The sequence below is a fragment of the Vibrio sp. Vb1554 genome (genome assembly GCF_033344235.1).
This window is the reverse complement of record NZ_JAWPOJ010000009.1, coordinates 107,238-124,329: the sequence shown is the minus strand read 5'-3', so window position 1 is coordinate 124,329 and position 17,092 is coordinate 107,238. Positions and strand designations below refer to the sequence as shown.

The 17,092-nt window shown below is 42.8% G+C and carries 14 protein-coding genes; 6 read left to right on the top strand and 8 right to left on the bottom strand.

Annotated features, from left to right (window positions below):
* Positions 1-65 precede the first annotated feature (65 nt).
* From ttcA to R8N28_RS10030, 4 genes are all read right to left on the bottom strand, one after another.
* Positions 66-959 (bottom strand): tRNA 2-thiocytidine(32) synthetase TtcA, encoded by an 894-nt coding sequence (gene ttcA, locus R8N28_RS10045; protein WP_005377502.1) that lies wholly within the window; start codon positions 957-959, stop codon positions 66-68.
* A 198-nt stretch (positions 960-1,157) separates the two neighbouring features.
* Positions 1,158-1,820: a DUF2987 domain-containing protein gene (locus R8N28_RS10040; RefSeq protein WP_065274538.1), complete on the bottom strand. Its 663-nt coding sequence runs from the start codon at positions 1,818-1,820 to the stop codon at positions 1,158-1,160.
* A 13-nt stretch (positions 1,821-1,833) separates the two neighbouring features.
* The gene (locus R8N28_RS10035) at positions 1,834-2,670 is read right to left on the bottom strand and encodes a glucosaminidase domain-containing protein (RefSeq protein ID WP_065274537.1); all 837 of its coding nucleotides are present in this window, start codon (positions 2,668-2,670) and stop codon (positions 1,834-1,836) included.
* Positions 2,663-3,460 carry a hypothetical protein gene (locus tag R8N28_RS10030; protein ID WP_065274536.1) on the bottom strand — a complete coding sequence of 266 codons (798 nt, stop codon included), beginning with the start codon at positions 3,458-3,460 and terminating at the stop codon, positions 2,663-2,665. Before R8N28_RS10030 ends, R8N28_RS10035 begins: the two co-directional genes overlap by 8 nt.
* A 400-nt stretch (positions 3,461-3,860) precedes the next feature.
* Between R8N28_RS10030 and potA the strand changes: the two genes are divergently transcribed.
* The 5 genes from potA (at position 3,861) to R8N28_RS10005 (ending at position 9,008) form a co-directional block, all read left to right on the top strand.
* Positions 3,861-4,976, top strand: coding sequence for a spermidine/putrescine ABC transporter ATP-binding protein PotA (gene potA, locus R8N28_RS10025; RefSeq protein ID WP_017634901.1), 1,116 nt, complete (start codon positions 3,861-3,863; stop codon positions 4,974-4,976).
* A complete protein-coding gene (gene potB, locus R8N28_RS10020) occupies positions 4,957-5,817 on the top strand; it encodes a spermidine/putrescine ABC transporter permease PotB (protein WP_005377512.1) in 861 nt (286 codons plus the stop codon). Before potA ends, potB begins: the two co-directional genes overlap by 20 nt.
* Positions 5,817-6,587, top strand: coding sequence for a spermidine/putrescine ABC transporter permease PotC (gene potC, locus R8N28_RS10015; RefSeq protein ID WP_005389180.1), 771 nt, complete (start codon positions 5,817-5,819; stop codon positions 6,585-6,587). Before potB ends, potC begins: the two co-directional genes overlap by 1 nt.
* 102 nt (positions 6,588-6,689) lie before the next feature.
* Positions 6,690-7,721 (top strand): extracellular solute-binding protein, encoded by a 1,032-nt coding sequence (locus tag R8N28_RS10010; protein ID WP_017634902.1) that lies wholly within the window; start codon positions 6,690-6,692, stop codon positions 7,719-7,721.
* Between the two features lie 249 nt (positions 7,722-7,970).
* Complete coding sequence (locus tag R8N28_RS10005; protein WP_025766646.1) at positions 7,971-9,008, top strand: extracellular solute-binding protein; 1,038 nt, start codon at positions 7,971-7,973, stop codon at positions 9,006-9,008.
* Positions 9,009-9,096: 88 nt separating this feature from the next.
* On the opposite strand, the gene cobB is transcribed toward R8N28_RS10005, so the two are convergent.
* A complete protein-coding gene (gene cobB / locus R8N28_RS10000; protein ID WP_065274535.1) occupies positions 9,097-9,828 on the bottom strand; it encodes a Sir2 family NAD+-dependent deacetylase in 732 nt (243 codons plus the stop codon).
* A 118-nt stretch (positions 9,829-9,946) separates the two neighbouring features.
* Here cobB and R8N28_RS09995 point away from each other — a divergent pair, with 118 nt between their 5' ends.
* Positions 9,947-10,120: a hypothetical protein gene (locus R8N28_RS09995; protein WP_005377524.1), complete on the top strand. Its 174-nt coding sequence runs from the start codon at positions 9,947-9,949 to the stop codon at positions 10,118-10,120.
* Between the two features lie 32 nt (positions 10,121-10,152).
* Here R8N28_RS09995 and R8N28_RS09990 read toward each other — a convergent pair whose 3' ends face one another.
* The 3 genes from R8N28_RS09990 to R8N28_RS09980 all read right to left on the bottom strand — a co-directional run bounded on the left by R8N28_RS09990 (position 10,153) and on the right by R8N28_RS09980 (position 16,973).
* The gene (locus tag R8N28_RS09990) at positions 10,153-11,373 is read right to left on the bottom strand and encodes an ammonium transporter (protein WP_053307100.1); all 1,221 of its coding nucleotides are present in this window, start codon (positions 11,371-11,373) and stop codon (positions 10,153-10,155) included.
* Positions 11,374-11,695: 322 nt separating this feature from the next.
* Positions 11,696-12,577: an immunity 49 family protein gene (locus R8N28_RS09985; protein WP_065274534.1), complete on the bottom strand. Its 882-nt coding sequence runs from the start codon at positions 12,575-12,577 to the stop codon at positions 11,696-11,698.
* Between the two features lie 16 nt (positions 12,578-12,593).
* The gene (locus R8N28_RS09980) at positions 12,594-16,973 is read right to left on the bottom strand and encodes an RHS repeat-associated core domain-containing protein (protein ID WP_318183352.1); all 4,380 of its coding nucleotides are present in this window, start codon (positions 16,971-16,973) and stop codon (positions 12,594-12,596) included.
* Positions 16,974-17,092 lie beyond the last annotated feature (119 nt).

Below are 17,092 nucleotides of genomic sequence, written 5' to 3'. Positions count from 1 at the left end.
TGTTTGGGAACAGTTAAAGCGTTGGGTACAAAAAAGGAGGTCTAATTGACCTCCTTTTTTACGAGTTAGATGTTCGTAACATCGATGAACATCGATTCATCAATATTCGTCGAAGAAACGACAGCCTCATTAAATTCATACTCTTCGCGGTTACCTTCACGATCTAGCGGTAAGTTAACAAAGTCGAACAATTCGCGGTCTGCTAGTTGGCTTGGGCTTACGTTTTGAATTGATTTAAAAATTGCTTCCACACGCCCTGGCGTCTTCTTATCCCATTCAATCAACATTGCTTTTATAGATTGACGCTGAAGGTTCTCTTGAGAGCCACAAAGGTTACACGGAATTATTGGGAAATCCTTGTGCTCAGCGTATTTGATCAAATCTTTTTCACGACAGTAAGTCAATGGACGAATGACCACGTTACGGCCATCATCAGAGCGTAGCTTTGGTGGCATCGCTTTAAGGCGAGAGCCGTGGAACATATTCAAGAACATTGTTTCGACGATGTCATCCATGTGATGACCTAGCGCAAGCTTAGTTGCACCAATCTTCTCTGCAAATGAATACAGCGTACCACGTCGCAGGCGTGAACACAGACCACAAGTGGTTTTGCCTTCTGGTACCTTCTCTTTTACGACGGAATACGTGTCCTTATCGACGATATAGTAAGGGATATTCAGTGTTTCGAAATACTCTGGCAGAATGTGCTCAGGGAAGCCCGGTTGTTTTTGGTCTAGGTTTACCGCAACCACTTCAAATTTGATCGGTGCGGCTTTTTGAAGATTCAGCAGGATATCAAGCATCGCGAATGAATCTTTACCACCGCTAATACATGCCATTACAACATCGCCTTCTTCGATCATGTTGTAATCAGTAATGGCATTTCCAACATGTCTTCTTAGGCGTTTCTGAAGCTTGTTGAATTCTAGGGTTTCTTTTCTTGTATCTATTTGGTTCATTGCGGGCTCTCACATCGCCGATAAATCGACTAGGACTTCCTAACATGGGTTTCTTTGGGGCGTGGATTATACGAGCTTTTTACGCAGGATTAAATGTTTGTCTTATTGAGTCTTTAAGAAAAGAGTGTGAAAGATACTTTAGTTACGGTCAAAATTAAAAAAGAGCTGCGATTGCAGCCCTTTCTAAACGTTCAGTGTTCATTTCTTTGCGTTAGGTAGATAAGGTAACACTCGCATCGTCGGTTCTGGTAGTGTCATTGTGCCACCTTGCCCTATTTCACTTAGTGCGACTTGTATCTTGCCATTGACAATTGGCTTTTCGGTTCCGTTTGAGAAAATCACTTTATCATTCAGTTGATTTGCAAACTCCATCGTCACACCTTGAACCTTCGGTGTAAACCAACCCGCAAACATACCGCCTAAATCTTCCAGCATCGTCTGCATTTGAGGTAGAAGAGGCTTAAGTTGGCCGTAAGAAACGTTACCCTGTAATGGTTCTTTGGTCATCACAACAAGTGAGTAATCGCAACGTGTATCTTTTGGGGTATCGACAAAAACCAACGGATTCGCTGACTTTAAGTTTTTATCAACAGGTAAAGGCAACTCTTGTGAAGCTGGGATAACAAACTCTTCATAGTGCTCTTCTTTTTCCATCCAAGCTTTTTCTATCGTACAAATTTGCTTAGTTTTTGCGTCCACAAAAAAGACACCAACTTTCACATCGTCATGCCCTTCTTTATTGTTGTTTTTTAGTTGAGTATATAACTTTGAGTACGTGAACATGTACTCTTGAGCTTGGGTTATCGGCGATGCAAGAATTAGCGCCGCACTTCCCAACAGACTTAGGCTTAACTTTTTCATTTTATCCGTTATTTTATTGCGTCCAGTAGGCGTTGTTATGACGAATCATAGCGCGAAGATCGTGTACATAGGCGATGCCACGTTCAGAATAGGCTAGCAACCCATGCGTTAACTCTGACGCGGTTGCGACCGTTAACAAGCCCTTGTTCTTTTCAGCCAGAGATGTTCTGATTTCACGCAGGTCTGCATACGCTGGGTTTCGATTAACATTCATAAAGTAGCCATGAACAGACTGTTGTACAGAATCGAATTTTTCAACTTCATGAACTTTGTTAGCGCCACGTTGCGCTGGAACAATTCCACAGCCCTTTTTATAACACCATTGGCCGAACAAGTTGTTTGCTTGAGTAGCAAAACGAGAAGTGCCCCACGCAGATTCATTTGCCGCTTGAGTTAGAACCAACGCTTCTGGTAAGACGTTCACTCTCACAAGCATCTCGTCTAGCCATGCTTGATCAATCTTATCGTTACTCAAGGGCAACGAATACAGAGATGATAACCGCTGAGCATACTCTTGTTGTTCTTGCGTCACTTGTCCCACCTTTAAAGAGGTAAGAAAGGCCCGCTCATGACGAATTCGTTGATTCTCAAGAGCAATTTTAGGCCTTAAAAAATCAAAAAAAGCAGCTTTTTTCTCTTTCGTATCTTTTATTGAATTGAAGTCTGGGATATCACCGATGTATGGCAAGTGTGATAAATCGACATGCTTAATCTTGCCAGAGAGTACTTCAGGATTTTCCACATATTTAAACTGTTTCTCGTAGTGTAAATATGGGCCTATAGAAATGAAAGTGGCGGCTATACAGGTTGCCGCCACTCGTAAACTTATTGATTTCAAAGAATTAGGCATCAAACACCTGTGAGTTACCATCGTGATCATTATCGTTTTTCTGTGTTGTAACGATCTTAAGCTTAATTCCAAACATTTCGCGGTAGAGTATGCCTTTCAAATGGAAGAAGAATGGCAGCACAAAAATCAAGCCAATACCGTAGAACATTGCTGCAAAAATAAACATTAACATCACGCCTAAGTAAAGCCCCGCGACCACAAAAATCTTCTTGTTGATTGCGCGAAGTGATAACAGCAACGCTTGCATTGGTGGCACCCTTTTCTCACAAATCAACAAAATGGAGTGACTAAATGCCAAGGAAAGATACAGCGACAGTAAAGGAAAAATCATACCAACCACACCTTGTAGCATTAAGCTCATGAGCGTTGCTAGAATAACAGGAATGGTGAACTGCAACCCCTTTCCAACATGGCGCAACTTAGTCTTCAGGCCAGCGACATGGCTCATCGCCATCAAGCTGATCCCCGCATAAATTGGGGCGCTAATCACCTCATAACTGAAATTCGCGACATAAATAGAAGACACAATATCGTTTGTGAACGACTCTGGGTTCTCAAACGCATCAAGAATAACGGTCAAATCGCCCAACTGCAGTTTTAATGCAATATAGAAAATACCTAACTGGACAAAAAGCAATACAATAATGGCAGGAGAAAATGATAAAAAGTGCTGGATGGTTGCTCGCCAAGCTTCGTTAAAAACCGCGCCAGCTTTAAGCTCGTAGTTGCCAGACAAAGCTCGCTCTACACTCCCCCCAAGATTGAAATCTTTCTCAAAATCGTCGTTCATAGTTTATCCAAGACTAACTTGTAAAATTTTGACTGGAATTCCAGTCAATTAATGTAATCGTCATTATAAAGAAATCTTTCCACATCTAACATCACAACTCACCTACAATCCTTGCAATCTCAACTGTATGGTTGATAATTGACCACTTTCAAGGTCATGAAATTGAAACAATTGTTGAACAAAGTTTAGTGCTATCAAACTGTGTCTAGATGCCAATTAATCTCATAAAAACAGTATGGTAAGGAATGATGGCTTTTTCCTGCAAAATTATTTCTGTTTCAAGATAAGAAAATGCTTTAATTTCACACTTTTGGTGATTATGATGCGCGCCTCAAAAGTGAATGGTTAGTGTCACATCAGCTGGGATAATCCCGGCTTGAACGTGGGGGAAATACAGACGTTGAACGCAAAACCGCAAGCAGGAAAGCCAGTTATTCGTTTATCTGGTATTAGTAAAAGTTTCGATGGTAAGGAAATCATCGGTAATTTAAATCTGGATGTTAATCATGGTGAATTTCTGACGATTCTCGGGCCTTCTGGTTGTGGTAAGACAACAGTTTTACGCATGATTGCAGGTTTTGAAACGGCAGATAACGGTCAAATTATTTTGGATGACCAGGATGTAACACAGGTTCCTGCAGAGCAAAGGCACGTCAACACGGTATTTCAAAGTTACGCATTGTTTCCACACATGACCGTATATGAGAATGTCGCTTTTGGCCTTCGTATGCAGAAAACGCCTACTGCGGACATTGAACCACGAGTAATGGAAGCGCTACGCATGGTGCGCCTAGAAAAAATGGCACAGCGTAAGCCTCATCAGCTTTCTGGTGGTCAGCAACAACGTATCGCCATTGCGCGTGCGGTTGTTAACAAACCAAAAGTACTGCTGCTAGATGAATCTCTATCGGCACTTGATTACAAACTGCGTAAGCAAATGCAAATCGAGCTTAAACAGCTTCAGCGTCAACTTGGTATTACCTTTATCTTCGTTACGCACGATCAGGAAGAAGCCCTATCGATGTCTGACCGCATTATTGTAATGCGCGATGGTGTTATCGAGCAGGATGGTTCTCCACGTGAGATTTACGAAGAGCCGAAGAACCTATTTGTTGCTCGCTTTATCGGTGAGATCAACGTATTCAACGCAACCATGCTAGAGCGTATCGACGAGAAACGTATCCGTGCAGAAATCGAAGGTGTCGAATCTGTTGTTTACTACGATCAGGAAGCGCAAGCAGGTGAAAAACTGCAAGTACTACTTCGCCCAGAAGACTTACGTATCGAAGAGATCAAAGAGTCTGAAGAAAAAGGCATCGTAGGTCACGTAACAGAGCGTACCTATAAAGGTATGACGCTTGATTCAGTTATCCAATTGGATTCGGGCATGCGTGTAATGGTTAGCGAATTCTTTAACGAAGATGATCCTGATGTGGACCACTCACTTGGCCAGAAAGTCGCTATCACTTGGGTTGAGAGCTGGGAGGTAGTCCTCAATGATAAGCAAGAAGATTAATCTTCAAAACGCGATCATTACCTTAATCGTCGGTTGGTTAACACTTTTCGTGTTGGTACCAAATGTGATGATTATCGGTACGAGTTTCTTAACGCGTGATGAAGCAAACTTAATCGAAATGACATTTACTTTCGACAACTACTTACGTCTACTCGACCCCTTGTATGCGAAAGTGCTGATGCACTCGTTCTACATGGCGATCGTGGCGACGTTGTTGTGTTTAGTAATTGGTTACCCATTTGCTTACATCATAGCGAAAATGCCAGAGAAATGGCGCCCATTCATGTTGTTCTTAGTTATCGTACCTTTTTGGACAAACTCTCTTATCCGTACTTACGGCCTGAAGATTGTTCTGGGTACACAAGGTATTTTGAACAAATCATTAATGGCGATGGAAATCATCGATAAGCCATTACGTATTATGTACACCGAAACAGCAGTAATGATTGGTCTTGTGTACATCCTGCTTCCATTTATGATTCTGCCGCTTTACTCGGCAATCGAGAAGTTGGACAACACTTATATCGAGGCGGCGAAAGATCTTGGTGCGAACAAGTTCCAAACCATTACGAAAGTGATTCTACCTCTGACAATGCCTGGCATTATCGGTGGTTGTTTGTTGGTTCTGCTACCAGCACTAGGTATGTTCTACATCTCTGACCTTCTTGGTGGTGCGAAGAACCTACTGATTGGTAACGTTATTAAGAGCCAAGTATTGAACGCTCGTGACTGGCCATTTGGTGCTGCGACCAGTATCGCCCTCACCTTCGCAATGGCTGTGATGCTTTACGCTTACTACAGAGCAGGCAAACTATTGAATAAGAAAGTGGAGCTAGACTAATGGGACGCACAGTTAGATTTAGCTTTATGGCGCTGGTGTATGCATTTTTGTATCTGCCAATCATCGTCTTAATTGTTAACTCATTTAATGCCAACAAATTTGGTATGAAATGGGGTGGTTTCACCACGAAATGGTACGAAACCTTAGTAAATAACGACAGCCTAATGCAAGCTGCATGGCATTCATTGAACGTAGCGGTATTCTCAGCGACAGCAGCAACCATCATTGGTAGCTTAACGGCCGTTGCCCTATTCCGTTACTCGTTCAAAGGTAAAGGTGCGGTAAACGGCATGCTGTTTGTCGTGATGATGTCTCCCGATATTGTAATGGCGATTTCATTACTTGCTCTGTTCCTAGTATTAGGCGCACAGCTTGGCTTCTTTACACTATTGATTGCTCACATCACCTTTTGTCTACCATTCGTTGTGGTAACTGTATACAGCCGCTTAAATGGCTTTGATGTGAAAATGTTGGAAGCAGCAAAAGACCTTGGTGCAAGCGAGTGGGTTATCTTGAAACAGATCATCCTTCCTCTCGCTAAACCAGCGGTTGCCGCAGGTTGGTTATTGAGCTTTACCCTGTCTTTGGACGATGTGATCATCAGCTCGTTTGTAACGGGTCCAACATACGAAATCTTGCCATTGAAGATTTACTCCATGGTTAAGGTGGGCATTTCACCGGAAGTGAACGCCCTAGCAACGGTGATGTTGATTGTTTCTTTGGTCTTGGTAGTAATTTCTCAGTTGCTAGCAAGAGAAAAAGTGAAGTAGAATCCGCACCTGTTAACATCACGAAACAGAATGGTTACATGCCATTCTGTTTTTCTATCTATCGTCCAAAATTGGACAACGTTTGGTTTGGAGCTAACGTCAATGAAAAAATGGGCTACTCTATTAGCTGGTAGTGCATGTGCGCTTTCTCTGTTCTCTGGTACAGCGACAGCGGATGATAAAGAACTAGTATTTATGAACTGGGGTCCTTACATCAACAGTAATATCCTAGAGCAATTTACTAAAGAAACTGGCATCAAAGTGATCTACTCGACTTACGAGTCGAACGAAACTTTGTATGCAAAGCTAAAAACCCATAACCAAGGTTATGACCTAGTAGTACCTTCAACGTACTTCGTGGCGAAGATGCGTGACGAAGGCATGCTACAAAAGATCGATAAGACTAAGCTGAAAAACTTCGGCAACCTAGATAAAAACTACCTAGACAAGCCTTACGATCCAAGTAACGACTACTCTATCCCACACGTTGTTGCGATTACAGGCCTAGCGGTTAACGCAGATATGTACGATCCAAACGACTTCCAAAGCTGGGCTGACCTATGGAAGCCTGAGCTTGAAGGTCAAGTAATGTTGATGGACGACACTCGTGAAGTGTTCCATATCGCTCTGCGTAAACTTGGCTACTCAGGTAACTCAAAAGACCCTAAGCAAATCGATGAAGCGTACGCTGAGCTACAAAAGTTGATGCCTAACGTTTTAGTTTTCAACTCTGACAACCCTGGCGCACCTTACATGTCTGGTGAAGTGGGCGTTGGTATGCTTTGGAACGGTAGCGCCGCAGCGGCACAAAGTGAAGGCCTGAACCTTAAACTCGTTTTTCCTAAAGAAGGCGGTATCGGCTGGGTTGATAACTTCGCTATCTCTTCCGGTGCGAAGAACGTAGAAGCCGCTCACAAGATGATTGACTTCCTACTGCGCCCAGAAATCGCAGAGCAAATCTCTCGTGATACTGGCTACCTAACGGCGGTGGAAGAATCGAATGCTAAGTTTAAAGACGTTGCCCCACTGTTCCCTTCTCAAGAAGACCTTGACCGCGTTGAATGGCAAGATGCGGTTGGTGATCTAACCGTTAAGTACGAAGATTATTTCCTCAAGCTGAAAGCGGGACAATAATCTAGCTTGTGTAACAAGTCATCAACCATAGGAAAATAGGCAGCAATACGCTGCCTATTTTTGTCTTAGGCTGATATAATCGCGCGTTGCTAGGTTTATTTGTCTTGGTATCATAGATTTATCGTCTCATAAAAAGGAGACAACGATATTCAAGCTAAATGAACATATTTGTGCTTACTGCGATTTGGCTCAACTCGATAACTCCAGCTAGTATTGACTTGTCCAATCGCGAAACAAAACGGAAAACAAATGAAAAGTAAATTCTACGCAAGCGCTCTATGTGCAGCGACGCTCATCGCTACCCCTGCAATGGCTGCTGATCAAGAACTGTATTTCTACAACTGGTCGGAATACATTCCAAACGAAGTTCTTGAAGACTTTACAAAAGAAACCGGAATCAAAGTTATTTACTCTACATACGAATCTAACGAGAGTATGTACGCAAAACTAAAAACTCAAGGTTCTGGTTACGACTTGGTAGTACCGTCTACCTATTTCGTCTCTAAAATGCGTAAAGAAGGCATGCTACAACAGATCGACAAAGAGAAATTATCTCATTTTGCCGATCTTGATACTAACTTCCTAAACAAACCGTTCGATCCGAACAACAACTACTCTATCCCATACATTTGGGGTGCGACCGGTATTGGTATCAATGCTGACATGCTAGACAAATCATCGGTTACTAAGTGGGATGATTTTTGGGATAGTAAGTGGGAAGGTCAACTAATGCTGATGGATGATTCTCGCGAAGTATTCCACATTGCATTGACTAAGCTTGGTTACTCACCAAACACGACTAACCCAGAAGAAATCAAAGCCGCTTACGAAGAACTGAAAAAGCTAATGCCAAACGTATTAGTATTTAACTCAGACTTTCCTGCAAACCCTTACCTTGCGGGTGAAGTTTCACTAGGCATGCTTTGGAACGGTTCTGCATACATGGCTCGTCAAGAAGGTGCGAACATCGACATCATCTGGCCAGAAAAAGGCACTATCTTCTGGATGGACAGCCTAGCAATTCCAGCTGGTGCGAAGAACGTTGACGCAGCTCATAAGATGATCGATTTCCTACTACGTCCTGAGAACGCAGCTAAGATTGCACTAGAGATTGGTTATCCTACGCCAGTTAAAACGGCACACGATCTGCTACCGAAAGAATTTGCTAATGATCCAAGCATCTTCCCACCACAAGAAGTGATGGACAGCGGTACTTGGCAAGATGAAGTTGGCGAAGCGAGCGTAATGTACGATGAGTACTTCCAAAAGCTAAAAGTGAACAACTAATTCGTTAGTTTTAAAGATATGAAAAAGCGGCTCATGAGCCGCTTTTTTGTTCTTAATGACAAGACAAAAACTCTTCCTGTTGAAGTTATTACGCTCTTTCTTTTCCTTCTAGAGCCAGTATCTCGTCAACTAATTTTGGAACCTCAACGCTTGCTTTTCCGTAGCGTTTTTCCTCAAATTCACTTTCTACCGCACTAGGTTCTAGGTTAATTTCAATGGTATGTGCGCCGTGCATTTTTGCATCATGAACAAAACCTGCTGCGGGATACACAACGCCAGAAGTCCCAATAGAAATAAACAAATCTGCTTCTTCTAATGACGCGTAGATATCACCCATTCGCAGTGGCATTTCACCAAACCAAACAATATGTGGTCGCATTTGTGAAGGGATCTGACAACAGTGACAAAGTTCGCCTGTCTTAATGTCCTCATTGTGCTCTACTACTTGGTTAGATTCACTACAGCGCGCCTTGAGCAACTCACCATGCATGTGAATCACATTCTGACTGCCGCCTCTTTCGTGAAGGTTGTCTATATTTTGAGTGATGACCGTCACTTTACCTTCTAACTCAGCCTCTAAACGACCTAATGCTTCATGCGCTGCATTAGGCTTTATCGCATTATCTTGAAGTTTCTTGCGGCGTTGGTTGTAAAAGTCTTGAACAAGGTCCGGATCGTGAGCAAACCCTTCAGGCGTTGCTACATCTTCGATACGGTGATTCTCCCATAGGCCATCTTGCGCACGAAATGTTTGAATACCAGATTCGGCCGAGATACCTGCACCAGTAAGTACTACAATATTTCTATAAGGGAAATTCATAACTCATCCTTGCTGTTTTTTCATTAGCTTAACACTGAAAGAATAGCAACAGTAGTAATATGGATTAGACCATAGTCGTAATGGTCACTATTAGAATTACAATTTAAGAGGAACAGCAATGAGACAAGTATCTCTAACGTTTACATTGCTTCTGACTTTGGCAGGCTGTCAACTTACCAATGTTGAAGGCGAAGTCGATGATGTAAAGGTAAGAGTCAGCACCAATGATGATGACCATCGAGGTAATGGTAATTTCTGTCCTCCGGGCCAAGCCAAGAAAGACAATTGCTAAAAGAGCGGCTTTATGCCGCTCCCATATTGGCCTCAATCCTCGTTGGTCGAAGATATTTTATGAATGGCTAGGTCAGCGCCATTGAATTCGTCTTCTTCTGAAAGCCTCAGTCCCATACTGGTATTAATCGCACCGTAGACTACAAGTGCACCAAGCGCTGCGATGGAAAGGCCCAAAAGCGTTCCTAGAAGCTGAACGATAATGCTCACGCCACCTAGCCCACCCAATGCGCTTTGACCAAAAATCCCAGCGGCAATACCACCCCAAGCGCCACATACACCGTGTAAAGGCCAGACACCCAGCACATCATCAATCTTGGTTTTGTTTTGTAGGTGGGTAAAAAGATAAACAAATAGCACGCCAGCAATCGCACCTGTCACTAAAGCACCGATAGGATGCATTAAGTCTGAGCCCGCACATACAGCAACCAAGCCAGCCAGTGGGCCGTTATGAATAAAGCCAGGGTCATTCTTACCAGCCAACAATGACGCGACAATGCCTCCGACCATTGCCATCAATGAGTTCATAGCCACCAAGCCACTTATGCCTGACACAGTTTGAGCTGACATGACGTTGAAGCCAAACCACCCCACACATAAGATCCAAGCTCCCAAGGCCAAAAATGGAATATTCGAAGGTGCAAAGTTGGTGTGCTTTCCTGCTCGAACTCTGCCTTTTCTCATGCCCAAAAACACGACGGCAACAAGCGCTATCCAGCCGCCAACACCATGCACAACGACTGAACCTGCAAAATCGTGGAAGCCATAACCAAAGGTATTTTCAAACCAAGCTTGAACACCAAAGTTTCCGTTCCAGATCATTCCCTCAAATAACGGGTATACGATGCCGACAGTGAAAAATGTTGCGATTAGAATCGGATAAAAACGAGCTCGTTCTGCAATACCACCAGAAACAATAGCAGGAATCGCTGCAGCGAAAGTCAGCAAGAAAAAGAACTTCACCAACTCGTAACCATTGCCTTGAGATAACGTCTCTGCATCGGCAAAGAAGGTGCCGCCATAAGCGACCCAGTATCCAATGAAAAAATACGCAATGGCGGAAATACCGAAATCGGCCAAGATTTTAACTAAAGCATTAACTTGGTTCTTTTGGCGCACGGTTCCTACTTCAAGAAAAGCAAAACCAGCATGCATCAAAAAAACCATGATTGCGCCAAGTAGTAAGAAAAGTGTGTCGGAACTTTGCGTGAGAGTTTGTACAGCGCCGTGTACCTGATTGGCAGTTACACTCATTATGATTGTCTCCGTTGATCTGTAGCGCACTTATCCTGTGCATCAAAGTTAGGCTCATCACCAATTTGGTGAACTTAATTTATAGAGCGTCTAACAGAGCAATTCTCATTCCACAATTTACATTTCTAACACTTACACTTTAATTTATTGTTTTGTATGAACTTTAATAAAACTACGCATTCTTGAAATGGTGCTTAACACGCTAATAAGTGCACCAATATGGTTTTAGTGCACCAACATAATGCGCACCATATAGCTCAACAAAACGTAAAAGCCACCTCATGAGAGGTGGCTTATATACTGAATTGCTAACTAAAGGGGTTTATCGAGTGATCTTCCCTGCTTTTACATCTTCTAACCAACGTCCTTCGACAAGATAGGGAGGAAGCCAACCAGTTTCAACAGATAGACGGTTGCCTTTGTCGTACCACATGCAAGCCATGCCAAGCAGAGGGAAGTTGATAAAAGTTCTGATGCCTATCCTATCTGGTCCTAATTCTCTAAGATGATATTTCTCTTGGAACTGTAGGTTTTTAACGAGCGCTTCCTCAAAATCATAACCAATATTAGTAGTGAGCGCTGCGAAGGTTTCTAGGATCCCCATCGCAATTTCCAACGCCCAGTTATCTCCTTGAGCTACCGCCGCGTCCATTGCTGAAACCAGCTTATCAGGATAATCTGATGTGCGATTGTGGAACGACTGAATGACGTCTACTAGCATATAAGACAGCTCACCCGCTTTGGTAGAGCTCTGTCTCATCAAAGAAATAGGAAAGTTTGCCAATACGTCCATGCTAGCTTTGTCACGAACGATGACAGAGGTAAAATACGCATCTAGCCACATTGAGGGGCAAATGAAACCTGTTTTTAAAATACCTTCGCCTTTCCAAGTTATTTCAGGATGATCAGGTACCTTAACCGTCAAAGAGCTTTCAGGTTTTTGAGCCAGTCGATGATAGCTAGCTTGCATTATCGAGGCTTCAAATAGACGCAGCGTTCCTATTCGGTCATTTAGTTCAGACACTGGAAATAAAGTATATAACCTAACTTGCTCCCAAACCCCGTCTGTTAGATATATCAAGTTTTCTCGCTTTATTGTGATACGATGTTTTCTTTTCTCTAAGTTTTTTTCTATTTGTTTTGTATAGTAATTAAGTTCCTCAGTATTCAACTCGTAGGCTGCTTTTCTATTTATCTTTTTCATACTAACTTTACTTCCCTTAACCTAATTCTTCGAGGCTAATATCAAACTCTTTTACATTCACTTTAGATACGCCATCTGAAGCATCAATTTCTGCTTGGGTATGTAAATACCTGACTGGAATATCATCTTGCACTGCTGATGTAATTTCGTCTGCAGCAGCTCTTTCTGTTGTACCAGCTTTTTGTTCAGACATTAATTTAACGATTTCCGCCGCATATTTGCTTGTCCCTTGTTGATATGCTTCATTGCCAATTTTACGGCTACCGAGCGAACTGCTGCCACCTTTAGCCTCAACAATTATAATTTCGCCTGGTGGTGGCTCTTCCACCTTGTAAACCATATCAAAGTCGCCCGGCTTCGAAATTGAGGTTCCAATATCTTTGGGATGAAGCAGCTTAGCATTAGGACGTTTACTCCGGACAAAGTCATCCGCGGCCAACTCACCTATTTTTGCAGACTGTTGGTTAATATTACCAGTTTGAGCGTTATATCCCTCTTCGCCAGATCGAGCGTCCATTGCCTCTTGACGCTCTTTCAAGCATTCATCAATTTTTGCTTTGTTTCTTTCTGTTAGCTCATAATCACTCATATTGAGTTCTGAGTTTTCTTTATACTCTGCTTTATTCAGCACAAGATCTTCAGTGAAGATCGTGCAACCTTCCTCTCCACCAACTTTCTCTGAGTCAAAAACATGCGCATTTACAAACTCCTCAATCCCAACAACATACTGCACTTCGTGTCTGGTGCCATCTGAATGATTGATATGACGATAAAAAGTAATCTCGTTTCTCTCGCAATCAATATGGTCTAAATCGTATTCATATCGAATATGATTTTTACCTTTGGGTTTTCGGATTTTGACTTGCGATCGAACGCCATCTTCTCCGACGGATGACTCTTTTGCTGCTTCTAAAATCTGATCGCAAACCTCTTGGGGAACATCGCTTTGCGCCTGATACTCTGCCAACATTTGACCCAAGCGTTTTAGCCCTTCTTCACAAAGGAAACCTGTTGGATCAATCCACTGGATAGGGTTGACTGCATATTGGTAATGATTAATACCACCAGCAATAGATATCGGATCTTGTTGGATAAAACGTCCTAGTTTAGGATCGTAATACCGAGCGAGGTTGTAATGTAAGTTGGTTTCTTGATCGAAGTACTGTCCTTGAAAACGCAGTGGATTTGCTACATTTTCAATATGTACATGAGCAAAGCCGTTAGCATCGTAGCTGGCACTCCATACAACATTCCCTTCGCAATCGATCAGTCGCTCTGGTTTACCAACTTGATCGCACTGGTACCAATAAGTAACGTCATTTTCTAGCAGTGCCACTGGCGTGTAAGTTTCGGGTTGATATAGGTACCAACGGAAAGCACCTGAAGAGCGTTCACCAATTAAACGTTCACCTTCCCACAGGAACTCCGTAACGCCTTTTTGTGTAATTTTTTTCGTTCTGCGCCCTAATGCATCATATTCATATTGACTGATACCATCGTCGGTGTGAACTTCAATGAGCTGATTTAACGCATCAAATACGCGAGTCTGAACGTGTCCTTGCCCCTCACGTTTTGTCTGGTTTCCTTGCGCGTCATATTTGAACCTGACACCATCGTGTACTTCAATACGATCAGCGAATACCTCTGAAGTTGGCAAAGTAGGATTGCCAAAACTATCGTATTCAAATTTAGTCACATCTCCGGAAGCATTGACTCGTTTAAGTTGCCCTAAGGCATCGTACTGATAGTGTGTTGCTCCTGCCGTATTATCAATGATTGATGAAATACGGTTTTGCGCATTGTAAACGTACTTTTTCTCTCTATCTGGCCAATGCTGTTCAACCAAACGACCAACACCATCATAAATGATGCGCTCATTAAAATATGCCGTTTCAATTTGGGAAACTCGTCCCATTTCATCGTAATGAAATTTGATTTGAGGTAAATCTAGGTTTCCAAACCGAATCGCTGAAAAACGCCCATATCGATCATAAGAGAAGTTCAGCTCCGTATTATCTGGCAGTACCTGAGATACGCGTTGGCCAACTCTGTTAAACTCCTGCGTTATCTCAAACTGGCCTTGAATGCGCTTTGTTAAATGCCCGAATGAAGAGTATTGGTATTGCAATGTGTGATGGCGATTGGATGCGAAAGTAAGTCGCCCACCAAGCGTATAATTGAAGTGGTTCTCTACAATACTGCTACCATTTCCTGCTTTGACGTGCTTGAGATAACCCGCAGCGTCATAGCGATACAGCACCGTCCTATCGGCGACTTGCTTACGATGGATTCGCCCCATATGATCATAATCAAATTGGCTTTGTAGATTATCAAACCCGACAGTTCCTGACAGCTGGCCTTCATCGTCATACAGGAATTCGAACTCTAAGCCGTCACTCCGAACTAATTTAGTCAGGTTACGTTGTTGATCGTATTCGTAAGAAATATGGCTGCCATCGGGAAAGATGACTGCTTCTTGTTGCGCGAGTGCTCCCCATTGATACGAGGTAATGCCTGCTGGCGTTCGAATCTGAGCAACACGGCTGTGCTCATCGTAAGAATATTCTTCGCTATAACCGACTTTGTCTTCGTCGTTAAAATAACGAACTGATGTACGCCTGCCAAATTGATCATAAGCGAGTTGAGCAATACACCCATCGGGATAAGCAACGCCATTCACTAAATCTTCTTCATTGTAGCTATAACGAAGTAATGTACCGTCTATTTCATTCGCGATAAGTCTTTGTTGTTCATCCCACCACCACTGACTTTTCTTACCATCTTCAGACTCTTTTTTGACGACTTGCCCGTGTTTATCGTAATCATATTCCGTGACACAGCCAAACTGGTCGGTATCCCAAACTCTTTGACCGAGGCTATTGTAGTAAGCCTTCTCGATATCCCCATCTGGCGAAACCGTTTTAACTAACTTACCTAAGCCGTCATAACCATATTGAATTTCTTTGCCAGAGGAATGAAACTTAGAAACTAATTGACCATGCTGATTATATTGATAATTGACCGTTGACTGATCAGGATAGATAGCTTGCGCTTTTCGCCCTAATTCATCATATTGCCATCGCCAAGTTTTACCTGTGGGGCTTATTTTCTCGAGTAAGTTACCCTGCTCGTCATGCAAGAAAGACCATTGATGATCTAACGAGTCAGAATAAGAAGAGTGATTTCCTTGATAATGGAAGCGATAGTCATAAATTCCTGCGTCCCCAACGTTTCTGATGCATTTCGCTTTTGCACCTTCGCCATCCCATTCAAAATAATGAGTAAAGCCAGTTGGTCGTACACGTTTAACAATTAAATGCCCGCGGTATTGATACTGTTCCTTTAAGCCTAAATGATTAGTTGCACTGACCAAATCATCGTGCTCATCATAGGTATAAGTTGTCAGAACTTTTTGGGACTTTGCATTTAGCAGTTCTACAAGGCGTCCTTGCTTATCATATTGACATTCAAGAACCGGACGCTTGTTGTATGCAATCTCGATCAATCGATGGTTTCGAGAATACTGCAGTTGAAACGTTGAAAACGTGCCATTTCTGACTTGTTTAACAACCCAACGATCATCTTTCTGTTCAAATCGATATTGATGCCCATTCGCGAGCGTTACAATCCGAGTTGTTGAGCTCAGGAAATAACAGCTCGCACCAGCGTATATTTGATAACTTGTTGCTCCAATATCTACTGGCTCAAATTCTGTGATATCGGCCTTATCGTCAACAAACTCCCAAGCGATAACATTGTCTTTCTCGTTCGTCTTTTCGCGTAATTCAAACTGAAATGCATGTCGCCAACCAAAGCCCATTCCATGATTTACATCCGACTGCGAAGAGCGGTAAGTACGCTGCCAAGTAGTACCTTGTTGTAGCTCGATATCATAGAGTTCGAGAATTTCTTCACCCGTCACAAGTGATACAGGATCACCGGCTTTCTCATGTTTTTCGCTGCTTTGTTGCTGAGGCTTGGCGGATGCGGCACTTCTGCCACTCTTTTTATTCGACTTCCCCTTTCCCTTCGATGGTTTTGCATTGACGGTATTTTGAGTCGGTGGAGGCGTAACCGCTGACGAGAGTGCGTAGTTTTCGCCGGTAGGTACAATTCGAGCGACACGCAAGTCACCGTTCACCAAAGCATTGGCAAACGTTGAATTATAGTGCTGGGAAGTAAGCTCACCGTCAGGTATGTTTGGCTTGAATTGACCAATCGCATAGAACAAGTCCTCGACAGAGCGAAGGTCAAGCTCACCAAAGCTCTCAAGAAACTCTATTGCCTCTTGTTTGGTCACGAATGTTTTAGGTTCGCCGCTAGTAAGTAACTGACCAGAGAAGTGATAACTTTCGCCAAAGCGATTCGTGATAGGAATGACGAATTGAGGGATCATAGCCGTAACGTGTTTGTCCTTTTCTTACCTTGCCGCATCATTTAATGCTCGTTTCGCTCTTTTTATTTGTGAGAGCAAGATGCCTTAATCAAACATCCTCCGATAGAGATTCCTCTGTA